Origin of the sequence: Bradyrhizobium sp. Pha-3 (assembly GCF_042258325.1) — a bacterium.
GTDB classification, from domain to species: domain Bacteria; phylum Pseudomonadota; class Alphaproteobacteria; order Rhizobiales; family Xanthobacteraceae; genus Bradyrhizobium; species Bradyrhizobium elkanii.
This window is the reverse complement of the sequence record NZ_CP170151.1, coordinates 2,044,451-2,059,517: the sequence shown is the minus strand read 5'-3', so window position 1 is coordinate 2,059,517 and position 15,067 is coordinate 2,044,451. Positions and strand designations below refer to the sequence as shown.

Annotated in this window: 17 protein-coding genes and 1 pseudogene; 8 read left to right on the top strand and 10 right to left on the bottom strand. The window is 59.9% G+C overall.

The features are described 5' to 3' along the window. Positions 1-32 precede the first annotated feature (32 nt). Positions 33-305, top strand: a pseudogene (locus ACE10X_RS09830) (SDR family oxidoreductase); the annotation flags it as partial. Positions 306-436: 131 nt separating this feature from the next. Here ACE10X_RS09830 and ACE10X_RS09825 read toward each other — a convergent pair. After that, a complete protein-coding gene (locus tag ACE10X_RS09825; RefSeq protein WP_051003292.1) occupies positions 437-1,525 on the bottom strand; it encodes a DUF3616 domain-containing protein in 1,089 nt (362 codons plus the stop codon). A 374-nt stretch (positions 1,526-1,899) separates the two neighbouring features. On the opposite strand from ACE10X_RS09825, the gene ACE10X_RS09820 reads away from it, so the two are divergent. Together ACE10X_RS09820 and ACE10X_RS09815 are read left to right on the top strand one after the other, a co-directional pair. Beyond that, entirely contained in the window at positions 1,900-2,733 is an 834-nt protein-coding gene (locus tag ACE10X_RS09820) for a serine protease (RefSeq protein WP_028343744.1), read from the top strand. A gap of 140 nt (positions 2,734-2,873) precedes the next feature. Continuing rightward, positions 2,874-4,352 (top strand): triacylglycerol lipase, encoded by a 1,479-nt coding sequence (locus ACE10X_RS09815; protein ID WP_157788156.1) that lies wholly within the window; start codon positions 2,874-2,876, stop codon positions 4,350-4,352. A gap of 22 nt (positions 4,353-4,374) precedes the next feature. On the opposite strand, the gene ACE10X_RS09810 is transcribed toward ACE10X_RS09815, so the two are convergent. The 7 genes from ACE10X_RS09810 to ACE10X_RS09780 form a co-directional block, all read right to left on the bottom strand. Continuing rightward, positions 4,375-4,983, bottom strand: a complete 609-nt coding sequence (locus tag ACE10X_RS09810) for a hypothetical protein (protein WP_028343746.1) — start codon at positions 4,981-4,983, stop codon at positions 4,375-4,377. Beyond that, positions 4,880-5,323: an AraC family transcriptional regulator ligand-binding domain-containing protein gene (locus ACE10X_RS09805; RefSeq protein WP_157788158.1), complete on the bottom strand. Its 444-nt coding sequence runs from the start codon at positions 5,321-5,323 to the stop codon at positions 4,880-4,882. Before ACE10X_RS09805 ends, ACE10X_RS09810 begins: the two co-directional genes overlap by 104 nt. Before the next feature lie 382 nt (positions 5,324-5,705). Beyond that, positions 5,706-5,876 carry a hypothetical protein gene (locus tag ACE10X_RS09800; protein WP_202948943.1) on the bottom strand — a complete coding sequence of 57 codons (171 nt, stop codon included), beginning with the start codon at positions 5,874-5,876 and terminating at the stop codon, positions 5,706-5,708. After that, entirely contained in the window at positions 5,857-6,837 is a 981-nt protein-coding gene (locus ACE10X_RS09795; RefSeq protein WP_202948944.1) for a DUF2235 domain-containing protein, read from the bottom strand. Before ACE10X_RS09795 ends, ACE10X_RS09800 begins: the two co-directional genes overlap by 20 nt. 141 nt (positions 6,838-6,978) lie before the next feature. Then, entirely contained in the window at positions 6,979-7,887 is a 909-nt protein-coding gene (locus ACE10X_RS09790; RefSeq protein ID WP_028343747.1) for a TIR domain-containing protein, read from the bottom strand. Further along, on the bottom strand, positions 7,887-8,684 hold the full coding sequence (locus ACE10X_RS09785) for an E2 domain-containing protein (RefSeq protein ID WP_051448097.1): 798 nt from the start codon (positions 8,682-8,684) through the stop codon (positions 7,887-7,889). The genes ACE10X_RS09790 and ACE10X_RS09785 overlap by 1 nt, the downstream gene beginning before the upstream one ends. Next, a complete protein-coding gene (locus tag ACE10X_RS09780) occupies positions 8,685-10,217 on the bottom strand; it encodes a transcriptional regulator (RefSeq protein WP_028343748.1) in 1,533 nt (510 codons plus the stop codon). Positions 10,218-10,416: 199 nt separating this feature from the next. Here ACE10X_RS09780 and ACE10X_RS09775 point away from each other — a divergent pair, with 199 nt between their 5' ends. Together ACE10X_RS09775 and ACE10X_RS09770 are read left to right on the top strand one after the other, a co-directional pair. Continuing rightward, entirely contained in the window at positions 10,417-10,737 is a 321-nt protein-coding gene (locus tag ACE10X_RS09775) for a helix-turn-helix domain-containing protein (RefSeq protein WP_028343749.1), read from the top strand. Beyond that, positions 10,734-11,627, top strand: a complete 894-nt coding sequence (locus ACE10X_RS09770) for an ImmA/IrrE family metallo-endopeptidase (protein ID WP_028343750.1) — start codon at positions 10,734-10,736, stop codon at positions 11,625-11,627. The genes ACE10X_RS09775 and ACE10X_RS09770 overlap by 4 nt, the downstream gene beginning before the upstream one ends. Before the next feature lie 37 nt (positions 11,628-11,664). Here ACE10X_RS09770 and ACE10X_RS09765 read toward each other — a convergent pair whose 3' ends face one another. Beyond that, a complete protein-coding gene (locus ACE10X_RS09765; RefSeq protein ID WP_375764575.1) occupies positions 11,665-12,195 on the bottom strand; it encodes a hypothetical protein in 531 nt (176 codons plus the stop codon). Between the two features lie 368 nt (positions 12,196-12,563). Here ACE10X_RS09765 and ACE10X_RS09760 point away from each other — a divergent pair, with 368 nt between their 5' ends. Beyond that, on the top strand, positions 12,564-12,773 hold the full coding sequence (locus ACE10X_RS09760; RefSeq protein ID WP_080583586.1) for a hypothetical protein: 210 nt from the start codon (positions 12,564-12,566) through the stop codon (positions 12,771-12,773). Between the two features lie 497 nt (positions 12,774-13,270). On the opposite strand, the gene ACE10X_RS09755 is transcribed toward ACE10X_RS09760, so the two are convergent. Continuing rightward, positions 13,271-13,714: a DUF3883 domain-containing protein gene (locus tag ACE10X_RS09755; protein ID WP_080583587.1), complete on the bottom strand. Its 444-nt coding sequence runs from the start codon at positions 13,712-13,714 to the stop codon at positions 13,271-13,273. 405 nt (positions 13,715-14,119) lie between these two features. Between ACE10X_RS09755 and ACE10X_RS09750 the strand changes: the two genes are divergently transcribed. Continuing rightward, on the top strand, positions 14,120-14,374 hold the full coding sequence (locus ACE10X_RS09750) for a plasmid stabilization protein (RefSeq protein WP_016846334.1): 255 nt from the start codon (positions 14,120-14,122) through the stop codon (positions 14,372-14,374). Next, complete coding sequence (locus tag ACE10X_RS09745; RefSeq protein ID WP_016846333.1) at positions 14,371-14,793, top strand: type II toxin-antitoxin system VapC family toxin; 423 nt, start codon at positions 14,371-14,373, stop codon at positions 14,791-14,793. The genes ACE10X_RS09750 and ACE10X_RS09745 overlap by 4 nt, the downstream gene beginning before the upstream one ends. The last annotated feature ends 274 nt before the right edge of the window (positions 14,794-15,067 follow it).

Genomic DNA, 15,067 nt, shown 5'->3' with positions numbered 1-15,067 from the left:
CGCCTAGCCAAAGCGACACCGCCTAGAATAGCGTGTGGTATGACCAAGTCCAACAAACCCTCTGCCGAGGCGTTGCGCTCATCATTGGCGGCGGCCCGGGCGTCAGCTCAAGCTGCGCTCGCCTGTTCTCAAACAGCGGCATGCGCGTCGCCATCGCAGCCCGCAATCCCGATAAAGCCGCTCTTGAGGCTCTCGAGAAGGAGCACGGTGTGCGCCGGTATGGTTGCGACGCCACGGACCCTGTCTCGATCGAACGTCTTTTCGAAAAGGTCGCCGGCGACATCGGAGCGCCGAGACTTGTCGTGCATAACATCGACGGCCGCGTACCCGGTATTTTCCGCAAAACCATCGTCGAGGCCGACCCGGCTATGGTATTCGAAACCGTCCGCATTGCTTCCGCCTTCCTCCGGAATGAACGGTTGTTCACCGCCGATCATCATTTCAAGTCGATCAGGTACCTTCGGGGTGCCCCACCCTTCGCGCTGTCGAAGAGAACCAGAAGATCGAGCGTGGTCGGAGCTTGCGCCAAGATTTGCAACGCTTCCGCCTTTCCGCCGTCGGGTACATCGACGAGTTCGGCGATCGGCGTCGCCGTCTTGCTCGCTGGCTCCACGGCGTACAAGGCGAAGGAAAAGTCGTCCGATTGCGCTGGACCACCGAGGGCGAGAAGCCGGCCGTCCGCCATGACGGCGAGATCTCGGATCCCTCGGCCCCCCAGATCGAGATCGATTTCGCGGATATCGGCCTGCGCAACGGGGCGAGAGGCATCGAATAGCCAATCGCGGTCGACGGCGACCAGATAGGCCTTCTTTCCGATAACCGGTGCCCGCAAGCCCACATAGAGCTTGCCGCCGGCGACGGCCAGTCCTTCGATGTTGAGGCCGTTCTTGGTCATTAGATCCAGCGCATAGTGGTCCTTGAGAGTCGGCGACGCGAGAAGCGCCTCCGAAAGGCGGTAACTCGTGGATTTTGGTCCAATCGTATCGACGTTGTTGGGCGCGCCAGAGGCGGTTCTGACGACGTCAATCGGGACACGCGCCAAAATGAAAGACGAGGTTCGGAATTTGTTACTATTGCGCGAGCAACCGTGGGAGCCGACGACATAGAAGAACTTGTCGTCGAGAGCGACAGCCTCTCCGTCCAGATCCTTGAAGTCGTCCTTCCCCGCCGAGCACTTCACGACTTTCGGGTCGATGCCTGGCTCGGTCCCAGCAATATCAACCGGCGCGTGAGCCTTGCCTATCAGCCTGATCTTGGCTTGGCCCGTGAGCGTCGATGCTTCGACCGTCGCCACTTGCGCCAGGCGCCCTTGATCGTCGATGACTACGCAAGTCCGTTTTCCGCCTTGCGGCTCCAGGCAACTGATACCGCTTATGTCGTTGCTTGGTTTTCCTTTGTCGTCGGTCAGCGGAACAGCGACCTGGAGGGCGGACGATCTGACCGAAGTCGCTCGTAGGGAGAATGGCACCACCGTCGCTATGACGGCCAAGGCGGCTAAGGCATTCCTTCGAATGATCTTCGACATAACAGTCTCAAACAATCGGACGCAAAGATGAAAGCCGAAGTATGTACGCAATCTTGGCGTGAGTAAACTAGATACTTCACCTCGTCGAGCTTGCGGGATACCATTGCGACCTCGATGCTGGCACTACCACCACGGACCGGAGGACAAGAGTGCGGCTGTTATTACCCATAAATCGCTCTGGTTGGAGCGGCGCCATCGCTTCAAGCCGCCGCGGCTGACAGCCGCAACGATGTCGCGAATGCGATCGTGATGGTGGCCGTGCGCGGAAAGGCGGCCAACGGGACCGCCGTCGAGCGCAACGGGACTGGGTTCGTCGTCGGTACAACCAGAAGCGTAATAACCGCAAATCACGTCGTCGCGGCTCCGCCCGAAGGATGGGCGAAACCGACTTTGGCTTAGCCGACTTCACCGTCGTCATAAGGTTCAGAGACCAACAAACCGGGCTATTGACCGAAGTCAGGCGAGCGAACGTTCAAAAGAGCGTCCCTGACGTGGATACCGCCCTGCTCGAATTTGAGGGTTTGGCGCGGCGAGGACTGAGTACCTGTCCGGATGCCGACGTCGACCAAGTTGGCACGCAATTGAATGTGGCAGGTATCTCCAATACTGAGGGCGGATACGTCCCGCGCCTCGAATTGAACGTGGGCGTCCTGAATGAAGGACAACCGCAGGATCGGAAGCTCCGGCGATTATCTGCTCAGACTAGGCCTGGCTTTAGCGGCGGCCCTGTATTTCTCGTCGAGAAACAGGATGAGTGGCATCTGGTCGGCGTGCTAAAGGGAGGCCAATCCTTCGGCGTTAGCCCAGAGAGCTACTTCACGTCGGTACGGGAGCTGAGAAGCTTCGTTCTCGGGGCTTGCGCGGTCGCTTGCCGCGATCCGAGCCATGGTGTTGAGCGCTACGATCGCGACATCCTCGGCCCACGCAATGAATCCGACTGGCTCAGAGGCGGATCAACCAGCGAAGGCTACTGCGGGGCTCTCAGGTCATCCGAGATGAATTCTCATCCTGGCGAGGACGTGTCGATCGAGGACCACGGCAAGCTAGACGAGCGATTTTTCACCGGGATGAGAGGCGGCGCCGCCATCGTTCGCGAAGCGCAGTACAAATTCTATTGCCAGTTACGATACCGTTCCGGACCGACGTTCAAACTCGCACTGACGGACAAATGTCCACTTCCACCCAATCCTGAAAAACTGCCCAATTGATCGCTATGTTGAGAGTCGTCACGATCTTGATTGCCTGCCTTTGGTTAGGTGACTGTCACGCGGCAGGCAACCGAAACACTCAGCCGCACGCGCCTCCGCCCCGTCCCCTGATCGTCATCCCCGGGATCGCGGGGTCGGAATTGTGGATCGATGGCAAGCTCGTCTGGGGGACGCTCGACGGACTCCGGCACCTGGAAAATCTCCGCATCGTGGACGGCCCCCGAAAGATATCGGCGGCCGACACATGCGACCCCGGCAATTCGGATGCCACCTACAGAGCAACTTGCGGCACACTAAATCAATTCATCGCTTTGGGGCCCTTGAAGGTCGACGTATACGAGCCGCTCTGGCAATACCTACGATCTCTCGGTTATTCGCGCTCGGGTGAGCATAGAAACCTCTTTCTGTTCCCCTACGACTGGCGCCGCAGCAATTTCGACACCGCAGCCGACCTCGATGCCTTCATCAAGAGCAGACCTGAGCTGGCGGGCAAAGAAATCGACATCCTCGCGCACAGTATGGGCGGATTGGTATCCCTAATCTACACCACCCAATACGATGCACCGTCGGGTCCGGACGGCAAATGCGACTTCCCGAGGAATTGTCGCGTGAAGACCGTCATCACCATGGGAACGCCTTTTTGGGGATCGGTCACCGCCGTCGCAACTCCTTTTTTAGGATGGGGCCGCGCCTCGCGCTGGCTAATAGGCGGCACCGACACCATCATACGGACGCTGATGTCCTGGCCCTCGCTCTACGAGTTGCTGCCTACCTACGAAAACTGCTGCGTGTCCACGGACGGCCCAAAACCCCGTTCGCTAGATTTACTCGATCCCGCCGATTTCTCCGCCCTGCCGCTCGATCTCGCAAGGCACGATATCTCAATCGAGCATGCCACCGACGCCTTGAAAGCCGCTGCCAAACTCAGGAAGATCGTCGAGGGTGGTTTCCCGAAACATATCCGCAACGCTACCACGTGTACCGGCTTGCCCGCTGAAGGCCTTTTCATCGTTGCCGGAGATCGAAACGGCACCCGCCAAAGCGTCACCATCGGAACAGGAAAGATGCTCTACGTCGAACGGCGTGGCGACGGAACTGTCACCCTGCGGAGCGCTACTTTTGGCAACCCGGGTGGTGGCTTTCTCTCCTTCATGCCTCACATGAGCATCTTCAACGACGAGAACGCTCAAGCAAAGCTTGAAACCATTCTGTTCCGGTGCGAGATGGGCTTCAACGACTTCAACGGCAATGTTCCGACAGTCGAAGTCGGCCGCCAGTTAGGAATTTCCGCGAGATTCCCGATCGAATTCGTGTCCGTCGAACTCGTCGAAGACAATAGCGTGCCGGATGGCTTCGCCGCTACGGGTATACTTTCGCTCGCGGCTCCCGACGATGCGGTCGCCCCGGTGGCCTTGCTTTCGGTCAAACTCAATGGAGCGGAAATCAAACGAACGGAAATCAGGTCCACCGCGCGACGTTTGGACGGATCCATGACAAGATTCGAATATGCCGTCGGTTCAATCAAAATAGAAGGAGAAGGCCGAGTCGACGTCGAGCTGACGTTTGGAAATTCCGGACCGACTGCGACGGACCACATTACCTTGCTGGCCAAACCCTAGATTTTACCGGTCGCCCCCCGTCTCAGCCGGTCCGATAGCCTAGCGTGGCGCCCAACCAGGTAAGTACGTGAAATGGCGTAAGGAACTGAAGGATCACGAGAGCGAGCGTGATTATAAGCACATATGCCGCCGCCGCTCGCAAGACACGCTGCCCCAACGGCAGGTACGGCGGCCTATCGTTCGGAGGCCAGGCAAATTGCTCTTCCCAAGCCTGTTGAGGAATATGTCGCGGCCGGATCTTCTCAAGGGGCAACCACGCGCGGTACGCTGCGACGCCACGTGACCTGGCTATCAGATTCCTCGACCACAAAAAGTTCATCCGGCCCGCGTAATCGATTAGAGATCGCATCACCGCGCCGCAAATTAACAGCATCAGCCAAAAAGCCAGGTACACATAGGCGATCATAAAGCCGAATGTCAGCCATGACTTCGTGAATGATTTGACGGTGAAAACAGCCGAAACCGACCGAACTGTCTCATCTACAAGCCTGTCTAGGCCACCGAAAATCTGGCCAAAGAGAGAGCTATCATCGGCGGCCTGCAGCACAAAGATTACAAAGATCACCACGGCGAATTGAACGAGAGGAAACCGCGTGACCGCTCGAATGGGAGCGAGAAGCGTCTTTATCATCTCCGGGGTCCCTCTCGATGGCGCGCGGATATCCGTACATTCCGTACGACGTTACATGTATCCGCCGACCGGCATGTAGCGCGATCGCTGAATCGCTCGAAAGATTCAGGGCATTGCGAATAACATTGTCGAGTTGCCGATAAGAAACTCTCGTCGCGTGGGAATCGAGATGAGAAATGGTAAGATCGGTGCCCTCGAGCGCGGCCGATGCGTCAACGTCCAGTTTCACCAGTTCGGCTACTATCGCGCCAATTGAGTGCGACGAGTGGATTTGGTCCTCAAAGCCAGGAAATGATCGCGAGACGATCTCACCGTCCGGACGATTACCCGCTCTGACCATAGTATGGCCTCGCATCGAAACAGACTCTTCTATTGATTTCCTTGCCCCTTAATTCGGGACGCGGCTAGAGATTGCCCACGACAAACACAGAGTATTTCGTAGCATTTTCGGTCAGCCGCCTCCCATACGATAATCCGGATTTTAGAACGCAGAAAGGTCGCCGATCGGCCTTCTACGGTCATCGTTCCGCGGCTGCTCCAATACTCGGAATGATTGGACCCGACGGTCCGAGCCGATGGTCCGCCTTGTTCTGTCTCTCCGCGCGCCCGACCTTACCGCACGCCTCACCTGAAGCAGCGCGCTCGCGTAGGAGGAACCGAGGCCGTGCGCGGGGAACAGGCGTGCCGTCTCGCGCAAGAGCGATTTGCCGCGGGCGTCCCCGTCATGGCACGACAACATTGGGATCGGCAGCCATCACGGTGTCGACGAATTTGGCGGGGTCGACCTGCTTGCTCTTCGCCCAAGCGACGAGGTTCAGCGGACGATAGGTCTCGTCAGCGCGCCAGCGGGCGAATACCGATCCGTCGATCGTCTCATTGATGCGCGATGTCATCGCCGCCGTCCCCTTCTCCGGGGTGGCTCCAGCGGAGCGATAGAACCGCTTCGAGAAGAAGTGATAGATCCCCTTTCCGAACTCTGCGTATGAGTCGTTGTTGGCGGCGCGATCTGTGCCGTGTCGAGGTCGACCGCGTCCTGTAGACCAGTCCCAGCGCTCCGGCCTTATCCATCAACCAAACCAAGGGCCGCTGCGACAACGGATCGCTCGCGTATCCACCGCCAACGTTCGCGTGGCAACCCACGAACCAGCACTGCTCGACGTTCCCGACCGGCCGATCGGGAGCGCCCACCTCTCCTGTCTTCACGGTCCGCGTCCAGAACGTCGCCTCGAAGTCCTCGCGGTGTTCGTCGAGTGCCAACGCGTGAAACGCATATTCGTTGTCGAGGCGCAGGTGCGTGTCGAGGAAACGGTACTTGTGGACTTTGGCTTCGGCGCTACCGTGCGGGATGCCCATCGAGCCGACGGTGTCCCAAACGCCAACAAACTTGATCTTGGTCGGCCTCGAGTACTTCGTCAGCCATCTCTCCTCGAGGGAGGCGTCCTGCGGTAGCGGCTTTCCGAGCAACGACCCGATGGTCGGCGCCACATACAGCCGATACCGCGCGTAAAGCTGTTCTATCGAAAGCGGCGCACCTAGTTTCAGGATCCCGCATTTGCTGATCAGGCCGGAAAGGCTTCTAGCCGTATACGCTCCGCGGCTGAAACCGAAGATGAATATCTCGTCGCCGTCGTCGAAGTTCTGGATCAGCCAAGTGTAGGCTTCGATGATCTCGTTGTCGATGCCATAGCCTGCGACGCCGTCGCGAAAGACCTCGCCGCGAATCGTGCCGACGCCTTGGCTGTAATAAACCCGCTGGTCCGCCGTCTCGGATGTGAGGGAGCGCAAGCGCCACACGTTGGTGTTGTTGTTGAGCGTGTTGAACGTTCCGTCAAGAAAGATGGCAAGTCTTTTCAACGCAGCCTCCATTTCGTTGGCCTCGCAGCGAAGTTTGAGGCCAGCAACCGACGGATGACGTCGGGTTGAACCTGTGCCGCCAAGACGGTGACCCGGACGCGGTCGAACGCTCGCCTGCGCCCCGACACTGCCGCGTAGCCATCAGACGTTTCGCCCAAGCCGTATGATGTGCTCGCGCAGTTCGTTGCAGGCGGAGGCCATGCTTGGGGCCGGGTCCTTCGGGTCGTAACGATAGCTAATCGTCGTGACGCCGGCGAGATCGCTCGGCAACTTGACGCGTGTCGCCCGTGGCTCCATCAGGATAGCGCGGCTTCGACCCAGGCGTCCCATAAAGAACCCGAGCTCGAAGACGACGTTGTCGCGCGGCGTCGGCCAGTCCACATCTCGCACTTCGGTCCGATCGTCGGGATGGGCGATGGCCACGGCGAAGTCGGAGCGGTCGAGTTCGTTTTCCAAGGATTCGAGCGTGTAGTTCGTGACCCGGAAGACGCCGTCGGCCCAGACGACGGTAGCGAACGGATCATGTGCGAAGGCGTTTTGAATCGCTCGGGCGACCGGCAGGGCCTCGGCCGACGAGATGACGAAGACGCGGATCTTCTCATTGGGCTCTCTGATGAATACGTTCCGCTGCTCGAGACGCCTCGCCACCTCTTGGGCGACGCGACGCCAGATTTCCGGGAAGTGCGTGGCGATCTCCGAGAACTTCGGCTCCTCGATCTTCAACACCACCGCGTCCTCGTCGCAGACGACAGTGGCCGAGCGCTTCTGGATCGGCGACACGGTCGCCATCTCGCCTATCGAATCGCCGCTGAAGCGGCGAGCGACCTGCTTGCCGTTAACGACTACGCGGAACGCGCCGGCGACCACCAGGTAGATGTCGTTGTCTGTACCGTTCTGCTCCACCAGCGTTTGGTCCTTGACGACGGCTTCGAGGACCCCGCTGTCGGCCAGCGCTTCCGCGGCACCGGCGATCCCGACCGCGATCTTCTGCTTTCGCAGTTCCTCGATCAGAAGGACATGCCCCCGTTCGCCGTGAAATCTGTTGATCATCACGCGGCTTCCTTCCGCAGCGGACAGTCGTCCATGGTTCCGCAGCATTCGATACCCAGCGCGGTGTAGGCTGCATAAAAATCCTCCTCCGCCCGTTTCCAGCCGTGCAATGCGACAGTGAGATCCGTGAGCGAGGCCTCATGGTCGTCGCAAGAGCACGCCGGAAGGCCAAGCCGTGCTGCATCATCGCATTTGCAGCGGGCCCGCTTGGTCATCAGGCGGGAATCCCGTTCCGAGACCGTGACCAGACGAACGCCGTCGCGCAGAAGACGTATCCGTGGCTGGCCCGCGACCGACTTGCGCTGCGTGCTGAGACGCAGCTCGTCCAGATGCTTTCTGAATCGGGGGCCGAGCTCGGAGGCGGCACGCTCCGCCACGGCTTGGTGCCGCGCGGCACTCATTCCGTGCGCTCTGGCTTCGGATTTGGCCGGCCATTGCCGCCGCGCCGCAGCGACCCGCTGCCTGCGCAAGAACACGAGGAGCTTGCCGAACCAGACCGAAGCCGAATCCGCATCCGTGACGGAGAGAGGTTCGGCTTCCTCCCAGTACAGGCAGAAGGTGCCGTCGCAACTAATGTGGCGTTCGGGACAACACGCAGGCAACAGCGTCGGCGTGACTTCGCGCACCACGGCGGCATAACCGACTCCCTCGATCCTCAGCCTGTAGGTCGGCCCGGGCGCCCCGGAGACGGTCGGCGGGGCGACGTCCAGGATGGCATGGTTGCGCTCAAGCACGATCGGCTGCGCATGATGCGCAGCCGACACACCGCTGATGATTTCAAATGGGCTCGGTGGCATTCACGGCATTTCGCTGAAGGGGCGGAACGGCTGTTCGACCGCCTTGGCCATTGCGGGAGCCGCCACCGCGTACGCAGCGATCGCGGCGTCCTTTGCGACCTTGTCGCCCTCCGCTTCGAGCGAGTCCACGGCCGTGTCGTAGTCGAGGCTGGAGAGCTTGCGCGTCTTGCCGAAGAGCTTCCTGACCGCGTCGCTGCCGGCGTCGTATGCCGACTGACCGATCGCGGTCTCGATGCCGTTGCAACGACACTGCTCCTGCTCCGAGGCGAGAACGCCGCGGCTCACCGAGCAACGGACGCGATCGCCCTGCATGCCGAGACGCGTCACGGTCATCGGGCCAAATTCGTAGCCGATCGCCAAGCCGAGCCCGGCGACGCCGACCTTGTTCGCCTTCAGACGCTCGAGGGCGAGGTCGAAGCTGCTCCTCAACGCACCCGCGCACAGCGTCGCGGCCGAAATGGTATCCTCCTCGTAAGTGGTATGAGCCGTTCCCTCCATCAGAAGGGCGTGGATGCAGTCACCAATGAAGCGAATCCTACGGCCACCGAAGTCGGAGGCGACGACCCGGTCGAGTTCCGACCGGATGACGTGGAAGCAGCGCACGACGTCGGCAGCCTTCTTGTCGATGTTGTCGGCGACGTATTTGGTGAACCCGTCGAGATCGGCGTAGACCGACACGGCCTCCATCCGGCGGGAGTTGCCGGGCGTGAGGACCGAGATGTCTAAGCTGCGCAGCGGCGGCGTCGGACGCGAGAAGTCGAACGAGCCGATCGGGTTGTCGTTGTTGTCCTGACGCCATTCCTTGACTATTGCGTCCTTGCCGACCTCGAGCTTGGCGACATCCTGACAAAAGGCGATCTGGTCCGCCGTGAGCGGCGTCGTTCCCTCCTTGCCGTCCTCAGCCTGTTCGAGACCTGCCGCCTGGCGGGCCCCATTCGTGAGGTAGATGCCCTCAGCCCGCCAGTTGGATGCCAGCTTGGCGGCGAGGTTCGCCGCCGACCCCAGGAACAGCGGCTCGCGGTTGCCGTTGCGCCCGTTGTTGACGGCCAGCGTCAAACCACTGTCGATGCCGATTCTGACCTTCGCATTGGGAATGTCCTCGTCGTCGTCTCCGGTCTCGGCGAGCACGTCGATGATGAGCTTGCCGATCGCGACCGCACGACAAACCCGCTTCTTCGCCTCGTCGGTCCCATATGGCTTTGCGACCAGGGAATGAAGACGCTGGTTGTGAAAGTCCACCCGACGTGCGTCGCAGCGCGACAGGATCCTATGGACCGCGCGCTGGTGGAGGTTGAGGAAGCGCAACGTTCGCTTATGGCAGCGCTCGCCCTCCTTCTCGGTCGTGGCGAGGATGTCGCCCATGTTGAGAATGTCGGCGTAGAGATGGACGCTGTCGACCCGATAGGCCTTGTTGGTCGGGATCGACTCCAGCGACATTTCTCGCTTGTAATCGACGATCTCGACCGTCTTGACCTCTTCGAAGCGCTTGTCGATCGCCTCCTTCGCGCGGTCATATTTCCAGGAATTGCTCACGAGAAAACTCCAGTTTGTCGTAAGCACTGGGTCCCTGACCACAGTGCCGGGTTAGGTCATCCGACCCGCGGCTCCAGCCGACTCCATCACGAAAACGTTCGGTATATCGAACACACCTATTGTTCGCTTGTCAAGCACGTTCCCGTACGGTATATCGAACACAAACTAACTCATTGCATAGGCTGGAGAATTGCCGCGAATGCCCGCTTCGCTCCGCGAGAAGCTGAAAGAACTCCGTAAGAAGAAGGGCTACTCGCTGGACGAGTTGGCCAAGCTCAGCGGCGCCAGCAAAAGCTACTTGTGGGAGCTCGAGAACCGCAGCGAGCGCAAGCCATCGGCCGAAAAACTTATCGACATTGCAAGGGTGCTCGACACGACCACCGACTACCTGGTCGATGACAAGGCGGGCTTCGACGATCAGCAGGTCAAAGAAGCCTTCTTCCGCAAATTCAACAATCTCGATGACGACACCAAGGGGCGGGTGATGGACATGATCGACACTTGGAGCCGGAAGAAATGAAGATGCCGACGACGTGGGAAGGTTGGGCCTCCCGGGTTTCGCTTTATGTCCGCGAAGGTAAGAAGCTGCTGGGCGAGCCCCGTTTTCCTATCAGGATCTCCGAAATCGCCCAGGACTATTCTCGGAATGTTTTTCCAGGCGATCCCATCGTGCACGTCGAGGGCAAGAACTTCGCTGGGAAGTTCGAGGGTGCTCTCGTTCCCAACGACGACAAAGAGTGGGCGATCTTCTACGACACCGGCCACACATCGAAAGGACGCATCAACTTCACGATGGCCCACGAGCTGGGGCATTATCTCGCGCACCGTCATCTCTCCGGCGAGCCTTTTTACTGTTCGCGGCGCGACATGTGGTCGTGGAATTCCGAGTATGGCCGCATAGAGGCGGAGGCCAATAGCTTTGCTGCCTTCGTACTGATGCCTCCCGACGACTTCCGAGAGCAGACGCGCGACTTCATCAAGCCGACGTTGGCCCAGTTCGAAACGTTGCGAGACCGCTATGAAGTTTCACTCACGGCAGTCGTCCTCAACTGGCTAAAGGCGACGAAGCGTCGGGCCATGCTGGTGGTCAGCAAAGATGGTTTCGTCGACTGGTCTCGGGGCAGTGACGCGCTATTCAGGTCGGGGGTGTTTTTCAAAGCCAAACAGATAACAACACCGGTCCCCGAGCACTCGCTCGCAGCTCTCGGTATCGCCGCAGGCGTGACTGAAATTCAGCATCCGGCGGGCGTGTGGAATGCGCGCGAGCCCGTGCTAGAGTCCGTCGTATTCTCCGAATACCACGACATGACTTTGTCGCTGCTCATCTTCCCTTCTCACGGTCCTGCGCTAGGGCTGTCCAGTCCGGAAGACGATCAGCTAATGGATACTTTCGACGCATTCCGCAGGTAACCGAGAGCAGCGCCTTCGGCTCGGCCCGTCGCGACCTTCAAACCTTCGCTTCAAGGCGTGCGAAAAGCCCCCCGTTGCCGACAATAGTAGTTCGCTCTTGCATGGGCCTTCGCCAACAACCTACGAAGCTCCCCTCGGCCTCACGCGAGCGCAGACCGAGCGCAAGGCCATGACCAAGCCACTCGCTTATCTCCGCGGTCGCAATCGACGAAGAGAGCTCCCCAATTGGTTTTGTGACCCAGCGCGCAAGGGAAGCTTGCGCTCTCACGAAGATCGCCCAACCTATTGATTTCCCTGAAAGATTGGTGGGCGCACCAGGGCTCGAACCTGGGACCCGCTGATTAAGAGACGCCTGTGTTTGGATGATCGCATCAATGCGCCCGATCGCCTTTATTTGGTCCGCGATGCCTTTCGTCTCGGCGCCGCTCTCCAGGTCTCGACCCCAACACGTTCGGAGCACGACGCGAGCTCTCCGGGCTGCGGCGCGGTCTTCCGATCGCGCGTGCAGCTCCAATCGATGTCCCTGATCGAGTAGCGACTGCGCCACCGCCCGGCCGAGACCATCCATGCTTCCAGTAATGAATACGATCGCCATGCGCTGCACCTCCGGATGTTTTGGAGCGCACTCTACAGCACCGACGCATCACTTCCGATACCGCTCGTCGCTGATCTTTTCCAACCCGTCAACGTTCGTTCTGGCGGTGGATGGCGAGGCTATTTCGGCCACGTACCAAAAATTGTCCCGTATCCAGAACCCAATCATGCCCATGGCCAAAATTCTTCGGTTGGAAATCAGACGTCCCGTGTTGAGGGGGCAGAGAGGTTACAAATCGCAAGGATTTGCCAACCATAGATGCTTTCCGAGCCGGCCGCTAACCAATCGAAAATCGATCCGCCTCATGTTCGCGTCGCGAAGCTGAATGGGAAAAATCAAACATGACAGGATCGGCAATTCTGGAAAACGTGCGTCGCTACCGCGCAATAGCTTCGCTGTGCCGTCAAGCTGCAGCATTCCGCCCAGTCCAACGAATCTCGTTGCTGACACAGGCCGACGAATGGGAGCAAAGAGCGGTTGGTGAGCTCGAAGAATACTTTGACGCTCAAGACTCTCCGGTACCCGCTCAGCTCTCAAGCAGCGTCAATTGACCGAGAGCTTAGTGCGAAAGCGAATACGTTTGGCGCGTCAGCGGACAATGTCGCCTAGGTGCTTGACTATTGTCCCACGAGTTAGTCGCGCGGGTCGTCATCGCGCGCAGCGAGATCAGCCCCGACCACCCGGCTTTGTGGGTGGTTGCAAGGCGCTTCCTGGCCTCAATCCCTCAATGAGCGCCAAATTCTTGCTCGCGATAATCGAACTCTTTGCTGCGACATCGCGGTTGACATCACGAATATGATCAGTGTCGGTTAGTACCGGCGCTGGCAAGTCCGCCCGCCCCAATGCAAATCATCGGGGCGTAAAGGCTAACCATATTTCCACCGAGCTGTCGTGGAGATCAGTCGACCATTGGACGTCTTAATGACAGAGCCGCCGATGATGTATTCGGAATTGCTTGGAGCCTCACCTCGGCACGGCCACGTACTTGTCCGGCGTCAAACACAAGCAGACATCAAGCGGCGGTTTGATGTCGAACATCTCCGCTCCGTTACTGAAGTCGAAGATTCTCCGGACGCGGTAGGCCCGCTGGGTTATGCGCAGCCGTCTCAACCTGGTTACGGGACAGCCAGACGCGCGTGCGAGCGTGCCTGTTGGTGGTCTTGATTTCGAACAGCCGCTCCTCGCCGTTGTCTGGCGCAAAGGATCTGATGTCGTAACCCCGATGGTCCTCGCCGCGATCCGCGGGCCAATCCATCTTCTTGGCCAGGTCGCGCCGGCCGGCTTGACACAGCCGGTCGTACTCGAACTTGAACACCATCTCCTCGCCAGCGCGCCTCAGGGAGCGGTTGTGTTCGTCTCTGGCTGCCGGATCGTACTTGCCAACTAGGCGCTGCAGCGCCGGCCGGTCATCCTGCGCGTCCGAATTCGGAAAACGCCGGTGGCGGGACCAGAACCGGCCTCCAGCCGACGTGAAAGGCGGCTTCACCGACACAGTCGATCACTTCGGATGCTGCCCTAACTGGGCCTCAACGGCCTCCACCAGGGAATCCTGGTAGTTGGCCGGAGCAGCCCCGGGGATCCGGGCGATCCCGGGCTCCTCCAGGACGGCCGACACGTTGCCGAGCTTCCATTTCGATCGCCTTTTCGGATCGCCCCACCTCCGGCGATAGCCGCCGGTACAGATCGGCCATGTTGATTTTCGGCTATCCGGATTACGGTGTGGGGATGTTGGAAAAAATCGGATTATCCGCAGAGGGAGGAATGGAGGCGCCGCGCCAGCCGCGCTCATCCTTAGGTTTCCCGGGGCCCGGCGCGTGAGCACCGCGATCACCCTTGAAAAATGCCATCAAGAGCTCTACTTTGATATCATCGCAATCAATCTCCGGAGGACGCTATCATGGCCGCTGTCACCATCCGCAACCTCTCTGAGGAGGCGCATCGCGCCCTGAAAGTCCGTGCGGCGCAGCACAATCGCAGCGCGGAAGCGGAAATGCGCGCCATTCTGGAGGCCGCCGTGCGTCCCCAGGGCCGGCTGCGGCTAGGCACCGCCCTTTCGGAGATGAGCCGCAAGATTGGCCTCACCAATGCCGATGTCGAGGCACTTGAACATGGGCGCGACGTGCGTCCCGCTGAGCCGATGCACCTCGAGTGATACTGCTTGATACCAATGTGGTCTCCGAGGCGATGAAGCCCGAACCGCATCCATCGGTCCGCCACTGGCTCGACGCCCAAGCGGCCGAGACGGTGTTTCTTTCCAGCGTTACCGTCGCCGAACTTTTGTTCGGTATCGGCGCGCTGCCGCGCGGCAGGCGCAAGGACAGGCTGGCAGTTGCGCTCGACGGCGTGCTGGACCTTTTCACGGCCCGCATCCTGCCCTTCGATACCGCCGCGGCGCGGCGCTATGCCGAACTCGCCGTTAAGGCGCGCGCGGCCGGAAAAGGCTTCCCCACGCCCGATGGCTACATCGCCGCGATCGCCGCCGCACACGGCTTCGCGGTGGCATCGCGCGACACGAGTGCATTCAATGCTGCCGGTCTGACGATAATCGATCCCTGGACTGCAACCAGCTAACAGGCATCCGGATGCATCGGCTGCGGATTAAACGAAGAATTGGACGTGCTCCACACCGTAATCCGAATAGCCTGATTTTCTCGCCGGCCCGCTCCCGCTCGAGCATCAGGAAATAATTGGCGACCACGATGGCGACCTGCTCGGCCGTCCAGTCAGTCCCCCTTGGCTCCTGGCACTGCGCCCTCGGCGTCCACGATTGCTTCCCCTGTCCCGGCGGGAAACAAACCAGGCCCCGGCAGATCCGCAAAACGTAAGACGGGCACTCGCCTTCCTG